The following is a 19,477-nucleotide window of genomic DNA, read 5'->3' on the forward strand; positions in this document are numbered from 1 at the left end:
TGGTTACCTTTGTGGGACGAAGTTCTCGGCAAAGAACCGATACCAGTTCCTGCCCATGATCCCGGCCACTTCGTCATCGTTCAGGCCGGTCGCGCGTAACCCTTGTTCGATGTTTCCAAAGTCTCGGTTGTCCTGAAACCAGCCCGGCATTGGTGGAAACCCCGGGGCCGAGGCCGAGCCTTCGCCATAGTCGATTTCTTTTGTCCACCGCCCGACACGCATCCATTCAACGACGCTGTCGGGCTGATCCTGACACAGGTCAGTGCCGATCCCCAGATGACTGGCCCCATATTTGTCCGCAGTGCGGGCAATCATCTCGCAAAAGCTCTCCAGAGTGCAGTCGGACTTGTCCTTCAGGTGGTGAGGGTAGACCGAAAAACCCAGCATCCCACCGTTTTCAGTCACGGCGCGGATGACATCATCTCGCTTGTTGCGCAGGGCCGGGGACCATTCGTGCGGATTGGCATGTGTGATTGCGATGGGCCGGTCCGAAATCTCAGCCGCTTCGATTGTGGACCGGTCTGCCGAATGGCTCATATCCACCACAAGGCCCACGCGGTTCATCTCTTTGATCACCTGCTTGCCCATTCTGGTTATGCCGGTGTCTTCGGCCTCATAACAACCGGTCGCAAGCAGGGATTGGTTGTTATAGGTCAGTTGCATGAACCGCGCGCCCAAATCATGCAGAATTTCAACCAGCCCGATATCGTCTTCAATGGGCGACGGGTTCTGAAACCCGAAAAACACTGCGGTCCGGCCCGTTTTACGGGCTGAGTCTATATCGCTGGCCCACCGGCCCTTCATGATCAGATCTGGGTACTGCTCGAACCAACGGTTCCATTTCTCGAAATTCAGAACCGTTTCGCGAAAGTTCTCATGATAGGAGATGGTGACATGGATCGCGTCCACGCCCCCTTCGCGCAGCTGGCGGAAGATCTTCTCCGACCAGTTGGTATATTGCAGGCCGTCGATCCGCATCAGACCGGGCCTGCGCTGATATAGGCGGTTTTGACGGTTGTATAGAACTCGGCTGCCGCCTTGCCTTGTTCGCGCGGTCCGTACGAGCTGTCGCCCCGGCCACCGAATGGTACGTGGTAATCGGTGCCAGCGGTGGGCAGGTTAACCGTCACCACGCCGGTGCGCGCGTTGCGGCGGAAATGGGTGGCGCGGGCCAGTGATTTGGTCACGATGCCTGAGGTCAGGCCGAAATTGGTGTCGTTGACCACGCTCAGCGCCTCGTCATAGCTGCCGACCTTGATGACGGATGTAAGCGGTGCGAACATTTCTTCGCGATTGATGCGCATGTCGTTGGTGGTGTTCAGGAACACGCCCGGCGACATGTAGAACCCGTCATGGGGCATCTCCAGGCGCTGACCGCCACAGGCCAGCTCGGCCCCTTCGGATTTGCCCAGGTCGACATAGGTGAGGTTTTCATTCAATTGCTGCTGACTGACGACGGGACCCATCTGCACGCCCGCTTCCAGCGCGTGACCCACTTTCATTGCCTGCGCACCGGCAACCAGTTTCTCGACAAAGGCATCATGGATGCCCGCGTGAACTACCAGACGCGACGAGGCGGTGCATTTCTGACCGGTGCCACCAAAGGCCCCGCCCAGAGCCAGCGTCACCGCCAGATCCAGATCGGCGTCGTCCATCACGGCCAGCGCGTTTTTAGACCCCATCTCCATTTGCACTTTGGTCAGGTTCTGGATTGCTGCGGCGGCGATACCTTTGCCTACGGGCACCGATCCGGTGAAGGAAATCGCATTGACCTTGGGGCTTTCCACCAGACGTTGCCCAACCGAACGGCCCGAGCCCATCACAAGGCTGAACAGACCTTTCGGGATATCCTGCCGTTCGATGATTTCAGTCAGGGCCACAGCCGAGGCGGGGGTGATGTTGGCGGGTTTCCACACAACCGCGTTGCCATAGCACAACGCCGGGGCAATCTTCCACGAGGCCGTTGCAGTGGGGAAGTTCCACGGGCTGATGATTGCGACAACGCCAACGGCTTCGCGGCGCACATCCACTTCGATATCGGGGCGTACGGAATCGGCGTTTTCACCGATCTGGCGCAGACACTCGGCAGCGTAATACGTGAAGAACTGACCGGCCCGGTAAACCTCACCCTTGCCTTCGGCCAGCGGCTTGCCTTCTTCGCGGCTCAGCAATGTACCCAGTTCTTCGGCGCGGGCCATCAGTTCGTTGCCGATGGCGTTCAGGACGGCCTGTTTCCGCTCCAACCCGTAGGCAGCCCATTCGGTCTGCGCGACGCGCGCCTGATCCAAAGTCGCCTCAAGCTGATCGGCGCTGGCCTGTGTGAACATGCCAACCAGATCGCTTAAATCCGAAGGATTGCGGTTTTCAATTTCGCTTTCGCCCGCCAGCCATTCGCCGGCAATCAGGTTCAGTTTGGTCACGTCAGGCCCCAAATTCGCAAATTTCGATTTGGGTAAGGATGGAACTTTCGACTAACATCAGTCAAACTCAAATAACTTTAGTAAACTTCAGAAAGTTTGAAGTATGGCGATGAAAGTCGAGATGCTGCGGTGTTTTTGTACCGTGGCCCAAACCGGAAACCTTGCCGAGGCTGCCAGCCGTCTGGGTCGGACACAATCCGCCGTCTCAATGATGCTGAAACAGTTTGAAGATCATCTGGGCAAGAAACTGTTTGAAGGTGAACGGAAAAATCACCTGTCGCCGCTGGGTCAGCAGGTTCTGGACCTTGCGCTCAAACAGGTGCGCGATTTTGATCAGACTGTTCTGAACATAGAAATGGCGGCGCAGGCGGAACATGGGTTGATCCGTATCGTATCCGTGCCGTCTGTGGGGGCTTTGGTCTTTCCCGCCTTGCTGGGACATATGGCTTCACGCTTTCCCGGATTGAAGATCGAGTTGCGAGACGGGGATTCGCAACAGGTTCTGGACGCCGTTGCCGGGGATAAGGCGGATATCGGCATTGCATCCGGCCATCATCCCCTGAACGGGGTCAGTACCGAGCCTCTGTTTCAGGATCAGTTCGGACTCGTTGCAGCTTCTGATCATCCGCTTATGACACAGGCCAAACCGCCCGAAATCCGTGACCTGATGGCGGCACCCTTCGTGCGAAACGCCTTGTGCGACATCATTGAATCATCCTCGTTCAAAAAGATTCTGGACCGGGCCGAGGTTACTATTCACAACACGCACTCGCTGATCACAACGGTCAGGGCAGGCCAGTGGATCACGGTCCTGCCGCAGACCGTCGCGCAATTCATCCCGGACGCGGTCGCCTTTCGCCCGATTTCAGATTTGCCGGACAAGCGAGAGGTATATCTTTACCGTCGGGAAAGAGCCCGCTTCCGCGAGATCACCCAGGCCTGCTGTTCGTATATCCTGTCGAGCGGTTTCGGAAACACTGGCTTGGTGCAGGAGCCAGTTTTGGATTAACCCTGCTCAAAAACACAAATTAATTAGGTTCTAGCAGACTCGAAGCGGCTCACATGCTAGGTTCCAGGATGAAGCGGGGGACTTCAGAGGGGCAACATGTCTCAGGACCTTAGGGGCTGGCTGAGCGCAATTGGATTAAACGAGTACGCGCAGGCCTTCGCAGACAACAAAATCGATTTCTCCATCCTGCCTGATTTGACGGCCGAGGATTTGATCGAAATTGGGGTGACGGCCGTCGGTGATCGGCGGCGGCTGCTGCGCGCCATAGAACAGATTGATACCAGCCAAACATCAGCAGAGCCTGAACCTGCTGCACAGCTCGAGCCCGCGCGCCGACAGGTTACAGTGATGTTTGCCGATCTTACCGCATTCACGAAACTATCCAGTGAGCTGGATGCAGAAGATCTGCATGCGCTGCTGAATCAATTCTTCAGCAAAGTGGACAATGTCGTCGAAAAGTATGGTGGTCGTATAGACAAGCATATTGGCGATGCGGTCATGGCCGTTTTCGGAGCGCCGATTTCACATACCAATGACACCGAAAGGGCGGCGCGTGCTGCTGCCGAGATACATGCAGTTCTACCGACTTTGTCACCACCGCTTTCCTGCCACATCGGTATTGCGTCAGGTCAGGTCATTGCCAGTACGACCGGAAGTCAGTCGCATACAGAATACACTGTCACAGGGGATGGGGTAAATCTGGCGTCCCGTCTGACGGATATTTCCGCAGGCGGCGAGACTCTGGTTTCACATGACATTCAGCGCGCGTTGGGACCGCTATTCGTGGGCGAATCCCTTGGTGTGAAGGCCATCAAAGGGCTGAATGATCCCGTTGAAATTTGGCGTCTGGATCGATTGGCCCGGAACATTCGCACACGGCGTCATAAGTTCATCGGGCGCGAGCGGGAGTTGTCGGTGTTCTCGGCCACATTTGACCGATGCAAACGCCACGGCAAGGGCGAAGTCCATGTGATTCTGGGTGAGCCCGGGATCGGAAAAACCCATTTGTCCGAGCAAGTCGCTGAACTGGCATCCGGCCAGTCCTACACGATCCACAACGGTGTCGTGATGGATTTCGGCGCGCGCGAAGGGCATTCGGCCATTCAGATGGTCGCCCGCAGCATTCTGGGTCTTGACCCGTCGGATGGCGCGAAAACGGGTGCCGCAGCGGCCAGGGACGCAATCGCCAGGGGCTGGGTCAGCCCCGCGAACGCCGCGCACCTCAACGCGCTGCTTGAGCTGGAGCAGGACGCCGGTCTGGCCGAGGTGTTTGCGGTGATGGACAACAAGACCCGCTTGCGCGGAAGGCGGCAGGTCATTGAAGAGTTGCTGTCGGCCAGCAGCCGGGAAGCCCCCCTGCTGATCCAGATCGAGGACATCCACTGGGCCTCGCCCGAGATCCTGGTGACCTGCTCTCATATTGCGGCGGCGACGCGGAATATCCCTTGCGTGTTGATGATGACCAGCCGGGTTGAAGGCGACCCGATTGACCGGGACTGGCAAATGGCAACCGATGGCGCGCCGGTGTCCAAGATGGAACTGGCGCTGATGGGCGAGGAACAGGCCAGACTGTTGGTCGAAGAATTCACGGCCATCGACCCCGAGTTGCTGGAAACCTGTGTCAAACGCGCCGGGGGCAATCCGCTGTTTCTTGAACAGTTGTTGCGCAATACAGATGTACTTACCCAACAAAGCGTGCCCGGCAGTATTCAGGGGATCGTTCAGTCCCGACTGGATGCACTGGATCGAACCAGCCGCGCCGCCATTCAGGCAGCATCGGTACTGGGGCAACGGTTCTCGGCAGAAGTGCTGAACTTCATTCTGGGTGAAGGGCATCTGGATACGACCAGTCTGATCCGATCCGCGCTGGTCCGAGAGGCAGGGCCTGACCTCATGTTTGCCCATGCGCTGATCCGGGATGGATCCTATGCAACGTTGGTCAAATCCGAGCGTGCGCGCCTGCACAGACAGGCCGCCAAGTGGTTCGAGGATCGCGATGCGACCCTATGCGCACAGCATCTGGACCGGGCTGGGGCGAATAACGCCGCACAGGCGTATCTGGACGCGGCGGAGAAACTGATCCAGGCCTTCAGATTTGACGATGCCAGCCCATTGATCGAACGCGCTCTGGAACTGCCGTCCCCCGCAGGTGTCCGGTTCGATCTGCTTTGCGCTCGGGCTGAGACGCACAGGCTTCAGGGTCTGTCCGGCGACGCACTGCGTGAGTTTCGGGAAGCTGCACGCGTTGCCGAAACCGATGAGCAAATAAGCCGCGCGTATATCGGGCTCGCGCAGGCTGCGCGGCAATCCAGCCTGTATCAGGACGCGCTGGAGGCACTCGATATGGCTGAAACCGCCGCCGAGCGTTGCAGGTCAGAGCGGGATGTGGCGCAGATCAATTATGTGCGCGGTAATGTCTTTTTCCCTCTGGGCCGGGACAAGGAAGCGCTAAGCGCCAATGAACGCGCCCTGACGCTTGCTCGCAAACTTGGCTCTGCCCGCCTCGAGGTTGGGGCGCTAAGCGGATTTGGTGATGCAAACTTCATGAAAGCCACCATGAAGACAGCGACAGGCTTTTATACGCAAGCTGTTGAACGAGCGCGCGAAAAAGGGCTGGTCCGCGATCTGGCCGCCAATCTGCACAATCTCAGCGTCGCGCGCAGTTACACCGGGGACGTAGCACAAGGCAAGGCGGACGCCATTGAGGCCATCGAAGTCTCGCAAAGGTATTTTGCCTTTGTTCCGGAATGCGTTGCACAGACCTGCCTTGGCGTGGCCGAGACCTTTTTGGGCAACCTTGATCAGGCGCTGGAAGCGTTCAGTGTTTCAGCTGAAATTGCGGAACGCGTCGGTGCAAAACGCCTAGAGGCGCAGGCCCTTGAACATCTGGCGCGAACGCAGGTTTATGCCGGAAAGTTGGACCACGGTCGGGAAACAGGTCGTCGCGCGGTTGAAATCGCGCTTGAACATGGGCGGAACTTTGTAGGGCCCAAGGCCTTGTCGGCCCTGGCAATGGCCGAGGCCAACCCTGATGAGCAAACGCGCTTGTTGAACCTGGGGTCTGAGATCATTTCCGAGGGATGTGTGGGTCACAGTCACCTTCACTTTTTCTCGGACGCCTGCGCCGTCATGCTGGCGCGCGGCGATTGGGACGCAGCAATTGAATATGCGGATGGGCTTGCAGCCTTCACGACCACCGAGCCTTTGCCAATGGTCGATTTATCCATTTGTCAAACACGACTTTTGGCTGAAAGCGGACAGCAGAACACTCCGCCAATACAACACGGGGGGTATGCCGATCTGGCAACGCAGTTTGCCGCTATGGGTATCACGCAATCCCTTCTGGGTTCAGTGGGGTTTCTGGCTGATTAGGTGACACGGCAGGAGGCTGAATGAGCGTTGAAAGAAAGGTGTGGCTGATTTCTGGCTTGTTGACCCTTGGGCTTGGGGGTCTCTTGCTCAAACTTTGGATCGAACTGAATCATTTTGAGGGTGATCCCACTCAACTTCCGGATCAGGCATCAGTGGACGCGTATCTGGAAAAACTGGATGCCGTGCCGGATTACCGCGTTAAAACGGGGATCTTCTTAAAATCATTCAGCTTTCTTGGTGCCAGCGACGTGCAGGTCACCGGTTACGTCTGGCAGCGCTACATCACAGGTGTTCATGATGAGATCCGTCCGGCCGAGGGTGAGATCGGTTTCCTTCTGCCGGAAGCGGTCGATACAGCAAACGGACTGATCGAAGAGGCCTATCGGCTGCCGCAACAAGATGGGTTGCTGATCGGGTGGTATTTTGAACAAACCCTTCGGCAGAGTTTTGACTACACCCGCTACCCCTTTGATCACAAAACGGTCTGGGTGCGCTTCTGGCCCGCATCTTTTGACATCAATGTTGCGCTGGTTCCTGACTTTGAGGCTTATTCCGCGACCGGCCCGGATGATATTTTCGGCATCGACAGTCAGATCGTGATGGGTACGTGGGAACGTGAGAACACCTATTTCGACTATAAGTTGTCAAGCCTGGATACGACGTTGGGCATCGCTCAGAACGCCTATCAAACCAACATGCCCGAGCTGCATTATAACTTTGTCATCAAACGCAATTTCGCAAACGCGTTCATCGTGCACATGGTCCCGCTGCTTGTCGTGACAATGCTGCTGTTTGGGGCGCTGATGACCGTCACGCGCCGCGAGGGGCTGGCCGATCGGCATGACTTCAGCACGTCCAGTGTTATCGGAACCTGCTCGGTTCTGTTTTTCGTGATCCTGTTGGCCCATGTGCAGCTGCGTGAAGGGTTCGCAGGTTCTCCTGTGATCTATATGGAGTCGTTCTTTTTCCTGATGTACTTCATGCTGCTGGCAGTTTCGGTCAATACATACCTGTTTGCGTCCGACGTTGAGACGTCGTTGCGGATCATCCACTATCGGGACAACCTTATTCCCAAGGCCGGGTTCTGGCCGTTCGTCCTGCTTTGTATGGTGGTGATCACGGCCTATAATCTCAGTTCCAAGGAAAGCCCGAAACCGCCACCAGTCAGCACAGCGGAAAACTAGATAGCCGGCTCGAATCCGGGCTTGGGTTCACCCTGCGCCATATCCAGTGTGTAGTCGCTGATAACATCTGATTTTCCGTCACGCCAGTTTTGCATGTACTTTTCAGGATCGGCGATCACATAGGCGTAGGCGGGTTTCATCACCCCATCCAAGATCACGTTGATCTTCTTGCGGATATAGACGTTCTTGGACGAGCCCGGACCATGATAACCTTCCAGCTTATCCAGCTCGTGCAGGCCCGATTCCGTCACCCGGTAAACCTCTCCGCTTACTTGTTTGCCCATGCCCTGCTGATCGACAAGGGTCGCCATTCGGTGCAGGAAGCCACAGTTCGGATTGTCGCAGAACGGTTCATTTGGAACGATCAGGGGCATTGGTTGCCGCGTGCGGGCAGGCCCGACAAAGTCATTCAAGACCCGGCTGTGTGCCTCATGGTTCGGGAACCCCTGTTTCAGGGAGCCGTATGTGAAATACAGATAGGTGGGTTCCTGAACGGCAATAAAGGTTTCGTCACGGCCCTGTTCCGCGTCTTTTATCTTAAGGTTGTGGTCTCGCGCCCAAGCATCCAGCATGGTCCGTATCTCAGGGGCGATATCCATGCCCTGAACAAATTTAATGCACGAGGTTGCATCCATGCCTTTGGCGCGCAACAGGATGTCGACCATCCTTGGGGCTTTGTTCATCACAGCCACATGCAATGCCGTGAAACCGTGATCGTTGACGATATTGACGTCGATATCGCGGCCGATCAAATCCTGTGCCGCTTCATAATCTGGCTTGCCCAGATCGTGACCGCCTTCGTTCAATTCGCCTTCGCCGCCAGCCGCATAATGCAGCAATGAATCGCCGTGGGCTTCGTCAACAATATTGATACCTACGACACCTTCATCGATGGCGCGGAACACACGTTTCCATTCATTGATGTCATCGGCGGCGGCAGCCTCCCGGGCCCATTTGCACACGCGGTATTTCTGGTCGTCCAGTTCTTCGAATGCCTCGCCCAGTGCTTCCATGATCTGGTCAGGCGTGGCCATCATACCAATCCCCATCCGGCCGTTGGACAGGCGGCCCTCCCGTGGGCCTATGAAATCGATGCCCAGTGTCTTCAGCCTTGCGACATTGTTCTGGGTGGTGATGTTGTTCCACATATTCGTGTTACAGGCCGGGCACAGGATCACGGGCTTCTTCTGGTACTGCCACGCCACAAAGACAGAGGTCAGAAGGTTATCGGCGATCCCGTTTGCCACCTTTCCCATGGTGTTGCAGGTGATGGGTGCGACGATCACGCAATCGGCCCAGTCACAAAGCGCCAGATGCGACGCACGCACTGGCATGTCGAATTCCATGTAACGGAAATTCCATTCATCATCGTCGCGGTAATAGTCGTTATGGGTGATCTTGGCGTCGATCCGTTCAGCGCCGAAGTCCCGAAAAAACTTTTCAGCCGAAGTGGAAGGGATCAGTTTGACATTGTGTCCGGCGTCGACGATGCGCTCAACAAGTTCTGGTATCTTGTCTGCCGCCGATGACCCGCAGGCACAAAGCAGCACGTTGCGTTTGCCGCTGCTTACCTCGTTCATCACACCTTTGGGATAGCCGAACATGTTCTTATTCAGGCTGGGTGTCTCTTCAAGCTTAGAAACGGGAAGACCTGCTTCGATCATGCGGTCCTGAAGGTGACCTGCCTTGATCATGTCCACAATGTCTTCCAGCTTTTCGCCTTTGCTGATGCACTGGCCTTGGAAAAACAGGTAGGGAACTTTGGGTTTTTCACCTAAAGATATCAGCTGACGTCGCATCTTTATCGCGTTGGGGTCGCGACCGCCCACATCCACCTGCTTTACGCTGGTCGCACCGATGTTCGAAAGAACACTTCTGAGCATGTAGGACCACGGGTCTTCATCTTCATAAAACAGAACCATGGGGTTGTTCCGGATAATGCTGGCGACATCGCCGGGATCTTCGGGCGGCTCAACTGTTTCGATCACCAGCAAAGCCGGGTCCTCCAGATCGCGCAAGCCGCGGAAGATGTTGCCACGAGGGGCTTGCCAGACCTGTGACGTTGCGGGGCTCATGTCGACGATCGTCACAAGGTCGGCTGCTTCATCATATGCGATACACAGGCACCAGAATTCTTCGAGCAACGCGGTTTCCCGGTAAACGTTTACCGGCGGGCGGATGGCTTCGATCCCGGTTACCCGATTAAAGTCGATATTGATCATCAGGTGACGGTCCGTGTTGGCGTCCAGGCCCTGTAGTTGCATCTTGAACCAGTCTTCGGGGGTAAGGATCGATGTGTCCTCGCGCGTTCCGAAACTGCGAAGTGAACTGCTCAGGTGTATGTTTTCAGCCGCGTTCAGATATTTCTGGGCCATGTTGTGCATGTCCGCGGCCGTGGCCACCCGTGAGACAACATCCGTGAAAGAGGCTTCGGTGGCCCGCAGCAGCTCGTCTTCGTCCACCTTGTCATCGCCGTGAATGGCCAGGCTTTCCACCAACACACCTAAGGAGTTCATGTTCGGAGTGGCGCGGCGGAACAGGTTGCGCCGTTTCTTGGGGTCTTTTGCCAGATAGAGCGTGCTGTCGACATAGTTGCATCGTTGCTTGAATGTCTTCAGATGCGTCTTGACCGCGGCACGCGCCGAGAAGCGCAAAATGCCACGCGACCGCATCGAGGTTCCGTCACGGTCCGACATCGCCTTCCAAAGCCGGTCTGCGGTTGTAACCCAAAGTTTGCCGTATTTTTCAGGATGTACGTCCATCATGTGCACCAGCCCAGTGCTTGGGTTGCACTTGGCGATGACGGCAAAATGCCCGCCCGGCATATTCGCTTTGCCATGGGCGACGCCGACCTGAAAATTCGCCACCAGAATATCATTGTCACCACCCAGCCGGTTGGATTCGTCAATCGCATCCAGCAACAGCTGCACGTTTGTCGTGTCCTCGTCCATGAAATAGGCCTGAACCTGAACACTGTCCCGCAAGCCCTGCGAATGAATGTAGGTACAGGCGACGTCAAACAGCTCACCCAGTGAGATACCGTCATTGACGACGAAAGACGAAGGCAGCGCGCATTCACGGAAAATGTCGTTCACTTCGCAACTGAAGCCCAACGCGGACATGCTGAGGGCGGCAGCCGTCACGCTGCAACAATTGATCGGCTGCTGGAAGTTCTGCAATTGAACACTGACCAGATCGCCGAACATCGTGGCGAAGCAGGGTTGCCGGATTTCCTCTGGTATCTGACGCCAGTTCTCGCTGGACAGAAAAGCCACCCGCGATCCGTCCAGCGCGAGCGCTTCGAGGCTGACGGGAATGTCTGATATCTGAAGGTGCTCTTCATAGAAATAGTCACCGACATCCGCGCTGGCCAAAGGATTACCGTTCTGCCGCAGCTGAACCACACCGCGCAGAACAACATACATGCCGCTTGCTGGCAGAACCGTGTTGTCGGTCACCTCGATACATTCGAAATGACGGTTGATGACTGACGGGTCGGCAATCTTGGCCTCGCCCGGCAGAACCTTGTATATCAGGTTCCAGTCTGCGTCATTTGGGATATATGATCTGGATGTTTCAATTTGATCTATAAGCACAACTGTTCCCCCCGGAGTTGCGTTTCAAATGTCTAATTGCGGCCAGCAGGGGCTTTCGGGTTTTCGATGCGCAGATACCCGTCATTCAGAATTAAGGACGCGTCTGTTTTTGCCTTTCACTGGCCAGGGCCGGCCTGCCAAAGAGAAAAAGTATAAGCAAATTGGCCCAATTGGCTGCACAGTATCCGATTTTTGAATAAAAATCACGATGGCAGTGATGTTGGGTTTTAGGCTGTCCTTTCCGACAGGCAAATATGCGGTGCACCCAATGCAGCAAAGGGGGCCGAAAAGCTGTCGGATGTCAGGCTGACTTTCCGTTTAGTCGGCGAACAGGTAGTCCAGCCGCATCACCGCGTCGGCCTTTTCTTTGTCCACCCCAAGAAATTCGGATATGACAGCTATGTTTTCGGCGCGCTGGGCGGTTTCCCGCAGTCGCAGGTAATTGTCCAAACCGGCGGCACGGATTTGTTGGGACTCGTAACTCAGGTCGTTGCGAAGTGTCGGCAGCAGATGGGAAACAGTCTCAACCGGGCTGTTGTCACCCGCCAATCCGACGCGCCGCGCGTGGCCAATCAGGTATTCGTCCGAGTATTCGCATTCGATCTCAAGCACATGGGTTTTGGCCTGATCACCGCTGAAATCCTGAACAACGTCCAGATTGGCCGGGTCGAGGCACAGAACCAACTGGTCTGATCCGAAACTTTCGAAAAGCATTCGTACAACGGCCCGCCGATGGCGCGAGCGCTTGGTCAGCGTCGTTTCAATACCGCCCAGATCAGGCAGTTGGGTATCCCCTTCGTTAAACAGGTATTCGACGCAGGGGATATCTGTTTCAGACGCGATCTGATCGACCAGCCTTTTGGCGACATGCCACTTTTTGCACACGATCACAAACAGCTCTCGGTCGGGGCCCAGAACACTTCCGGCCTCCCAGAAGCGTTGCCTGAACCGGTGCCCGATGCGCCCCCGGCCAGCCAGAAACGCATAAAGGCTACGCCCCTCGTTCGAGATGGGAAAGTCGATGCCCTCACTCGCATAAAGTGAGCCGAGACGCTCTTTCAGCTCATGCGCCTCTGGGCTGATCTTGCGGGCAAACAAATAGTCCTGACCCAGAAGCATGTCATAGTGATCGTTGTAGAACGTGACGGGCATTCCATAATCCGAAAACATCAGAAATGTCGGTGTACGGTTTTCGATTTCACCCTTCGGGATCAGGTGGCGTACCAGCGTTTGAAAGAAGGTTTCATCGGGTATCCAGGTGGTTGCAAAAAACCGGATCACGTCCCTGCGCTGTCGCAGGAAGTCCAGAATCATCTCGACCGTTCGGCGGCGAAGACACCACCATTGGCTGCCGATCATAACCTGAAGGTCTTCGGGAATCAGCCGCGTCAGCCCAAAACGCCTCTGCGTTTCATAGGCAGTGTAGAACAGTTTTGGCTGGGTGCGTTCATTGAAATAATGGCGATAGATCAACCGATCTTCTTTCATGCCGGTCTTGATCCAGTCACTTTCGAAAAAGTCGTGGCATTCGATGAAATCCTTGTCGTGATCATCCAGAAACCGATGAGTGTATTCTGCGGTTTTGATCGCCATGCAATCACCGGACAGCATGTAAAAATGCGTGGCGCGGGGGAAGGTTTCGACGGCAGCCTGCAAGGCGTTCAGCGTGGCCTGCACCAGCGACCATTCTCCCCAGCCGCATTTGATGCGCCTTTTAGCAAAGGTCACGTTCGGATTTTGATCCAGCGCGGAACGAATGCGCCCGTAACCTTCGGCGCTGGCACGGGCGTCAAAGTGGATGGCCATGCAATCGCCCGCAGCGGTCAGCTGTTCGGCCTGTGCAATGATTGCATCAGGGTCCTTATGGCATAGCAATATATAGGCAATCTTCGCCATCGAGGTTAGGTAATTTCCGTTTCTGCCCGGTTTCAACCGTGATACTGAGGATGAGCGATTGAATAAACAGAATAATTTTGGTTCCTTGTTATCAAAAGCTGGCATATCGGTTTGAGACCAGACCAGCGTAGGAGGCACAGCAGATGGGTTTTCCCGGTACCTGGATGACCGAGAGCGAAAGCATGGTGTACCGCGTTGTGCCAAAATGCGCCTGCTCGACCATTGGGCAGATCATGTATTATTCGGATCACGGTCAGTTCTTTGACGGTGACATCCATGACGCCAAGGATGGCATGCACAAATGGGCCTTTGATCAGAGCCAGGACCTGATTTCCAAAAATGTGCGCGATCACGCCTCGTATTCCTTTACCTGTGTGCGCAACCCGTACACGCGTATTCTGAGCTCGTTTTTCGACAAGATCTGCGGGATCCAGCGCAACGGCAAACGGTATCGTGGCAATCTGGTGCCGACGCTGATCTACAATTACGGGATCGAGGTGGGCGGTGACGATGGCAAGGGAGAGTTTGACCAAATCGCCAGCTTTCGCCGGTTCCTGCTGTTTGCGCGTGATACCATCCGCTGGCGGCGTCCGATGGACCCGGACATTCACTGGTCAGCCATGTCTGGTCACGTGTCGACCTTCATCGTGAACGGTGGTCGTTATGATCGGATCTTCTGGACCGAAGCGTTCAACGACGGGATGCAGGGTGTCTTGGACAATACAAAGCTGAAGCATTCTGTTTCGCTGTCCGAAATACCCCGGTTCAACGAATCCGAAGGCCACGGACCCAAGCGCGCGCATCCGGTTGAAGACTATTTCGACGACCTGTCGATGCATCTGGTCTATGAGATCTACAAGCAGGATTTTGAGCTGTTCAAATACGATTTCGAAAACCCGGCCAACAAGATGCCGATTGGCGAAATCGATCTGGATGAAATTCACGCCAAACTGGGCGATTGATCCTTAGGCAGGATGACCCGTCCATCGTCAACGTTTCTTGCGAAACATTTAATCTGGTTGCGCCCGGGTGCGCCTGTGCATGATCGACTTACCGGTCTGCCGCGTCAGCAGACCGGTAATCTATCAGTTTAGACCTGACGCACGGCTCCTTTCGCCGCGCTGGTGGTCAGTTTCGCATAGGCCTTCAGCGCAGTAGACACCTTGCGTTTGCGCGGCGCAGCAGGCACCCAGCCCTTTGCGTCCTGTGCTTCGCGCCGGGCCGCAAGCTCTTCATCTGAGACGGCCAGATGGATCGAGCGGTTGGGGATGTCGATTTCAATCGTGTCGCCATTCTGTACCAGACCAATCTCTCCGCCTTCGGCCGCCTCGGGCGAGACATGGCCGATCGACAGACCGGAAGTGCCGCCCGAAAACCGCCCGTCGGTCAGCAGGGCGCAGGCTTTGCCAAGACCCTTCGACTTCAGGTAAGACGTTGGGTACAGCATTTCCTGCATACCCGGACCGCCACGCGGGCCTTCATAGCGGATCACCACAACATCGCCCTCTTTCACCTTGCCGGTGAGAATGTCGCTAACAGCCTGATCCTGGCTTTCGCATACATAGGCCGAGCCGGTGAATTGCAGGATATTGGCATCCACACCAGCGGTTTTCACGATACAGCCGTCGCGGGCAATGTTGCCGAACAGAACCGCCAGACCGCCATCCTGACTGAATGCGTGTTCCTTGGACCGGATCACGCCGCCTCGGCGATCGGTGTCTAGTTCCTTGAACCGGTTCGACTGGCTGAACGCCTGTGTGGTGCGAACTCCGCCGGGGGCGGCCTTGAACAGCTCCTGTGCTTTGGGATTGTTGGCGATGGTGATGTCCCAGTTGGCAATCGCCTCGCCCATCGTGGCCGAATGCACTGTGCTGCATTCGTTGTGCAGCAGGCCCGCGCGGCTGAGCTCACCCAGGATCGAGAAGATACCACCGGCACGGTGGACGTCTTCCATATGCACGTTCTCGGTATTGGGAGCGACTTTGCAGAGGCAGGGAACACGACGGCTGAGGCGGTCCATATCGGCCATGGTGAAGTCAACTTCACCCTCATGCGCGATGGCCAGCAGGTGCAGCACCGTGTTGGTCGATCCACCCATGGCGATATCAAGGCTCATGGCGTTTTCGAACGCTTCAAAGGTGGCAATCTCACGGGGCAGAAAGCCTTTTTCGTCCAGATCGTAATGGCGCTTGGTGATCTCGACGATGCGGCGGCCAGCCTCAAGGAACAGCTCTTTGCGGTCTGCGTGTGTCGCCAGAGTCGACCCATTGCCCGGCAGGGCTAGGCCCAGCGCTTCGGCCAGACAATTCATCGAGTTCGCGGTGAACATGCCCGAGCATGAGCCACACGTGGGGCAGGCGTTTTCTTCGATGTGCTGAACCTGTTCGTCAGTGAACTTGTCATCTGCGGCGGCGACCATAGCGTCCACAAGGTCAATCTTCTTGGCTTCCAGATCGGCGATGTCGATCTTGCCCGCTTCCATCGGACCGCCCGAAACGAAAATGGCCGGGATGTTCAGACGCATGGCGGCCATCAGCATACCCGGGGTAATCTTGTCGCAGTTCGAAATGCAGACCATAGCGTCCGCACAATGGGCGTTGACCATATATTCGACCGAATCTGCGATCACTTCGCGTGAGGGCAGCGAATACAGCATTCCGTCATGGCCCATGGCGATGCCGTCATCCACAGCGATCGTGTTGAACTCTTTCGCCACACCACCTGCTGCTTCGACCTCGCGCGCGACCATCTGGCCCAGGTCCTTCAGATGCACGTGACCCGGCACAAACTGGGTGAACGAGTTGACGATGGCGATGATAGGTTTGCCGAAATCGTCATCACCCATACCTGTGGCCCGCCAAAGGCCGCGTGCGCCAGCCATATTGCGGCCATGGGTAGAGGTTCTGGATCGGTACAATGGCATGATGCTGTTTTCCCTGTTGCCTCGGGTTGCATAATTCGGGGTTCGTACGTTATAGCGCACGTAGCACATGTGCGTTATAACGTACAAGGTAAATCGCAGAGCGCGGGTATGGCTATGGACGACATTACGCTGAAATTACGGGATGTGCGGGCAGCCTCGGGGTTGAGCCTGTCCAGAGTCGCCGAGATGACCGGTGTCAGCAAAGCCATGCTGGGCCAGATTGAACGCGGCGAATCAAGCCCAACGATCGCGACGCTTTGGAAAATCGCCAAGGGCTTTCAGATACCGCTCAGCGGGTTGATCGACACGACTCTGGGCGATCCATCGGTCTTTCAGACTGTAACCTTTCCCGGCAGTATCGAGGTCAAGATTGTCTTTCCCTTCGATCCCGCGCTGGGTGCCGAGACCTTTCATGTGAACCTTGCCGCGAACCAAAGCCACGAATCCCCGGCTCATGCCGCCGGGGTGACCGAGGAAGTATTTGTCCTCAGCGGCACTTTGGAAATCCTGCGTGGCGAGGAATGGGTGCCGTTGCAGGCCGGGCAGGGGTTGCGCTTTGCTGCGGACCTGCCGCACGGGTATCGTGCTGGTTCGCAAGGGGCTGCGTTTCTGAATATGCATCACTATTCCCAACACACAGAAACTCCTGAAATCGGTAAGGCACCTTCATGACTGCCATTTTTGACACTCTTACCATCGTGGATGCCTTCGGCTCATTCGGGGCGCTGATCGTGGTGGCCGCGTATTTCGCAACGCAGATGCGGATGATGAATTCCGATGATCTGGCCTTTCCGATGATCAACCTGCTGGGGTCTGTCCTGATCGTCTTTTCGCTGCTTGAGAATTTCAATCTGGCCTCGATGCTGATCGAAGGGTTCTGGATTTTGATCAGTGTCATCGGCATCATCCAGCATTTCCGCCTGCGCAAAGCGCGATAATTCCTGAGGTCAACAAGCGCTAGCGCTATCCAGCCTTGAACGCCCATGCCACGGGGTATAGGGAAACCCCAAGCTCGCTTAGGGGAGGCTTTGATGCAGGACGATCCAAAAACCCTCGTATCCACCGAATGGCTGGCCGCGCATATGAAAGACCCGGATCTGCGGATTCTGGACGGGTCGTGGTATTTGCCGGCGCAAAACCGTGATGCCAAGGCCGAATATGATGCCGGGCATATCCCCGGAGCACGGTTCTTTGATATTGATGAGATATCAGACCACCGTTCCGACTTGCCTCATATGGCGCCACCGGTCGAAAAATTCATGTCACGCCTGCGGGCCATGGGTGTCGGTGATGGTCATCAGGTTGTGGTTTATGATGGTGCCGGGCTGATGTCCGCAGCGCGCGTTTGGTGGGTGTTCCGTCTGATGGGTCAGGAAAACATCGCGGTTCTGGATGGGGGTTTGCCAAAATGGCAGGCCGAGGGGCGCGAGATCGAGGATCTGCCTCCGGTCATTCGCGACCGCCACATGACCGTTCGCGTGCAAAACCAACTTGTCCGGGACGTCACGCAAGTTTCCGCCGCCGCCAAGCTGGCGGATCACGAAATCATCGATGCCCGCTCGGCCGACCGATTTGCCGGAACCGCACCCGAGCCGCGCGAAGGGCTGCGTTCGGGCCATATTCCGGGCTCGCGCAATGTGCCCTTTGGGCAGTTGTTGAACGCCAGCGGAACAATGAAGTCGCCCGAGGACTGCCGCGCCATATTCGAGGCTGCAGGCGTCGATCTGTCTAAGCCTGCTATCACCTCTTGCGGTTCGGGTGTCACGGCCGCCATTCTCAGCCTTGCGTTGGAACGCATGGGCAAGAAAGACCACTCGCTTTATGACGGCTCCTGGGCTGAATGGGGTGCCTTCCCGACCCTGCCCGTCGCAACCGGAGAGAACTGATGTTCGAGAACCTGAAACCGCAGCCCGCCGACAAGATTCTGGCGCTGATGCAGATGTACCGCGAAGACCCGCGCGATCAGAAAATCGATCTGGGTGTTGGTGTCTACAAGAATGCCGAAGGCGTGACGCCGGTGATGCGCGCGGTGAAAGCCGCCGAACAGCGTATCTGGGAAGAGCAGGAAACCAAGGCCTATACCGGTCTGGCCGGTGATCCGGCCTATGCGGATGCGATGATCGGATTGATCTTGGGTACTTCTGTGCCACGCGGCAACATCGCCGCAGTGGCGACACCCGGAGGCACCGGTGCCTGCCGTCAGGCGTTCGAGTTGATCCGGATGGCGAACTCTTCGGCACGCGTGTTTGTGTCGAACCCGACCTGGCCCAACCACCTGTCGATCCTGAATTATCTGGGGATGGAAACGGTTCAGTATCGTTACTTCGATGAAGAGACCCGGGGCGTCGATTTCGACGGGCTGATCGCAGACCTGAAAACCGCCAAAGCGGGTGACGTGGTTTTGCTGCATGGCTGCTGCCATAATCCGACCGGTGCCAATCTGAACATGGTGCAATGGCAGGAGGTCGTGAACCTGATCAATGCGCTGGGCCTCGTTGCGATGATCGACATTGCCTATCAGGGTTTCGGTGACGGTCTGGAAGAGGATGCGCAAGGCGTGCGGCTGGTGGCCTCATCGGTCAAGGAATGCCTGATTGCGGCGTCATGTTCGAAGAATTTCGGCGTCTATCGTGAGCGCACCGGGTTGCTGATGGCCGTCAGTGACAACGCGGCTGAAACCGCATTGAATCAGGCCACACTGGCGTTTTTGAATCGCCAGAACTACTCCTTCCCGCCGGACCACGGCGCGCGCGTGGTGACGACCATTCTTATGGATGAGGCGTTGCGGGCAGACTGGGCAACTGAGCTGGAAGAGGTTCGCCTCTCCATGCTGGGCCTGCGCCAGCAACTGGCTGACGAGTTGCAGCGTCTGGCCGGATCCGACCGGTTTGGGTTCATCGCCCAGCACCGCGGCATGTTCTCACGCCTTGGGGCGGCACCGGAACTGGTCGAGAAACTGCGCGTTGAACACGGTATCTACATGGTCGGTGACAGTCGACTGAACATTGCCGGGCTGAACGCAGTGACTGTGCCGATTTTGGCCAAAGCAATTGTGGATGTCGGGGTTTAGATGCCGA

At 56.4% G+C, this 19,477-nt stretch carries 13 protein-coding genes; 8 read left to right on the forward strand and 5 right to left on the reverse strand.

Annotated elements, in window-relative coordinates; all coding sequences use genetic code 11:
* Window positions 1-3: 3 nt before the first annotated feature.
* The gene (locus tag ACR0ID_RS14440) at window positions 4-978 is read right to left on the reverse strand and encodes a membrane dipeptidase (RefSeq protein WP_480606452.1); all 975 of its coding nucleotides are present in this window, start codon (window positions 976-978) and stop codon (window positions 4-6) included.
* Window positions 978-2,420, reverse strand: coding sequence for an aldehyde dehydrogenase family protein (locus ACR0ID_RS14445; protein WP_480474675.1), 1,443 nt, complete (start codon window positions 2,418-2,420; stop codon window positions 978-980). The genes ACR0ID_RS14440 and ACR0ID_RS14445 overlap by 1 nt, the downstream gene beginning before the upstream one ends.
* Window positions 2,421-2,523: 103 nt before the next feature.
* On the opposite strand from ACR0ID_RS14445, the gene ACR0ID_RS14450 reads away from it, so the two are divergent.
* From ACR0ID_RS14450 to ACR0ID_RS14460, 3 genes are all read left to right on the forward strand, one after another.
* Window positions 2,524-3,429, forward strand: coding sequence for a LysR family transcriptional regulator (locus ACR0ID_RS14450; RefSeq protein WP_480474676.1), 906 nt, complete (start codon window positions 2,524-2,526; stop codon window positions 3,427-3,429).
* Window positions 3,430-3,525: 96 nt separating this feature from the next.
* Entirely contained in the window at window positions 3,526-6,801 is a 3,276-nt protein-coding gene (locus ACR0ID_RS14455; RefSeq protein ID WP_480606455.1) for an ATP-binding protein, read from the forward strand.
* Between the two features lie 20 nt (window positions 6,802-6,821).
* Entirely contained in the window at window positions 6,822-7,985 is a 1,164-nt protein-coding gene (locus ACR0ID_RS14460; RefSeq protein WP_480474678.1) for a hypothetical protein, read from the forward strand.
* Here ACR0ID_RS14460 and ACR0ID_RS14465 read toward each other — a convergent pair.
* Window positions 7,982-11,581, reverse strand: a complete 3,600-nt coding sequence (locus tag ACR0ID_RS14465; RefSeq protein WP_480606458.1) for a flavoprotein — start codon at window positions 11,579-11,581, stop codon at window positions 7,982-7,984. The genes ACR0ID_RS14460 and ACR0ID_RS14465 overlap by 4 nt on opposite strands.
* A 318-nt stretch (window positions 11,582-11,899) precedes the next feature.
* The gene (locus ACR0ID_RS14470; protein WP_480606461.1) at window positions 11,900-13,477 is read right to left on the reverse strand and encodes a DUF5928 domain-containing protein; all 1,578 of its coding nucleotides are present in this window, start codon (window positions 13,475-13,477) and stop codon (window positions 11,900-11,902) included.
* Between the two features lie 143 nt (window positions 13,478-13,620).
* Here ACR0ID_RS14470 and ACR0ID_RS14475 point away from each other — a divergent pair, with 143 nt between their 5' ends.
* Entirely contained in the window at window positions 13,621-14,439 is an 819-nt protein-coding gene (locus ACR0ID_RS14475) for a sulfotransferase family protein (RefSeq protein ID WP_209599235.1), read from the forward strand.
* Window positions 14,440-14,567: 128 nt separating this feature from the next.
* Here the strand turns inward: ACR0ID_RS14475 and ilvD are convergent, their stop codons facing one another.
* Window positions 14,568-16,400: a dihydroxy-acid dehydratase gene (ilvD, locus tag ACR0ID_RS14480; RefSeq protein ID WP_480606464.1), complete on the reverse strand. Its 1,833-nt coding sequence runs from the start codon at window positions 16,398-16,400 to the stop codon at window positions 14,568-14,570.
* A gap of 108 nt (window positions 16,401-16,508) precedes the next feature.
* Between ilvD and ACR0ID_RS14485 the strand changes: the two genes are divergently transcribed.
* The 4 genes from ACR0ID_RS14485 (at window position 16,509) to ACR0ID_RS14500 (ending at window position 19,470) form a co-directional block, all read left to right on the forward strand.
* Complete coding sequence (locus ACR0ID_RS14485; RefSeq protein WP_480474682.1) at window positions 16,509-17,072, forward strand: helix-turn-helix domain-containing protein; 564 nt, start codon at window positions 16,509-16,511, stop codon at window positions 17,070-17,072.
* A complete protein-coding gene (locus tag ACR0ID_RS14490; RefSeq protein ID WP_480474683.1) occupies window positions 17,069-17,338 on the forward strand; it encodes a CBU_0592 family membrane protein in 270 nt (89 codons plus the stop codon). The genes ACR0ID_RS14485 and ACR0ID_RS14490 overlap by 4 nt, the downstream gene beginning before the upstream one ends.
* Window positions 17,339-17,431: 93 nt before the next feature.
* The gene (gene sseA / locus ACR0ID_RS14495) at window positions 17,432-18,286 is read left to right on the forward strand and encodes a 3-mercaptopyruvate sulfurtransferase (protein ID WP_480555312.1); all 855 of its coding nucleotides are present in this window, start codon (window positions 17,432-17,434) and stop codon (window positions 18,284-18,286) included.
* Window positions 18,286-19,470 carry an amino acid aminotransferase gene (locus ACR0ID_RS14500; RefSeq protein ID WP_480474685.1) on the forward strand — a complete coding sequence of 395 codons (1,185 nt, stop codon included), beginning with the start codon at window positions 18,286-18,288 and terminating at the stop codon, window positions 19,468-19,470. The genes sseA and ACR0ID_RS14500 overlap by 1 nt, the downstream gene beginning before the upstream one ends.
* Window positions 19,471-19,477 lie beyond the last annotated feature (7 nt).

The sequence above is a fragment of the Ruegeria sp. AL2 genome, from assembly GCF_056540845.1.

What these genes read in the sequence shown, in the direction of transcription:
- ACR0ID_RS14500 (WP_480474685.1), top strand. Translation starts at nt 18,286, where the DNA reads ATGTTCGAGAACCTGAAACCGCAGCCCGCCGACAAGATTCTGGCGCTG.
- ilvD (WP_480606464.1), bottom strand. Translation starts at nt 16,400, where the DNA reads ATGCCATTGTACCGATCCAGAACCTCTACCCATGGCCGCAATATGGCT.
- ACR0ID_RS14450 (WP_480474676.1), top strand. Translation starts at nt 2,524, where the DNA reads ATGGCGATGAAAGTCGAGATGCTGCGGTGTTTTTGTACCGTGGCCCAA.
- ACR0ID_RS14470 (WP_480606461.1), bottom strand. Translation starts at nt 13,477, where the DNA reads ATGGCGAAGATTGCCTATATATTGCTATGCCATAAGGACCCTGATGCA.
- ACR0ID_RS14485 (WP_480474682.1), top strand. Translation starts at nt 16,509, where the DNA reads ATGGCTATGGACGACATTACGCTGAAATTACGGGATGTGCGGGCAGCC.
- ACR0ID_RS14490 (WP_480474683.1), top strand. Translation starts at nt 17,069, where the DNA reads ATGACTGCCATTTTTGACACTCTTACCATCGTGGATGCCTTCGGCTCA.
- ACR0ID_RS14440 (WP_480606452.1), bottom strand. Translation starts at nt 978, where the DNA reads ATGCGGATCGACGGCCTGCAATATACCAACTGGTCGGAGAAGATCTTC.
- ACR0ID_RS14475 (WP_209599235.1), top strand. Translation starts at nt 13,621, where the DNA reads ATGGGTTTTCCCGGTACCTGGATGACCGAGAGCGAAAGCATGGTGTAC.
- ACR0ID_RS14455 (WP_480606455.1), top strand. Translation starts at nt 3,526, where the DNA reads ATGTCTCAGGACCTTAGGGGCTGGCTGAGCGCAATTGGATTAAACGAG.
- sseA (WP_480555312.1), top strand. Translation starts at nt 17,432, where the DNA reads ATGCAGGACGATCCAAAAACCCTCGTATCCACCGAATGGCTGGCCGCG.
- ACR0ID_RS14460 (WP_480474678.1), top strand. Translation starts at nt 6,822, where the DNA reads ATGAGCGTTGAAAGAAAGGTGTGGCTGATTTCTGGCTTGTTGACCCTT.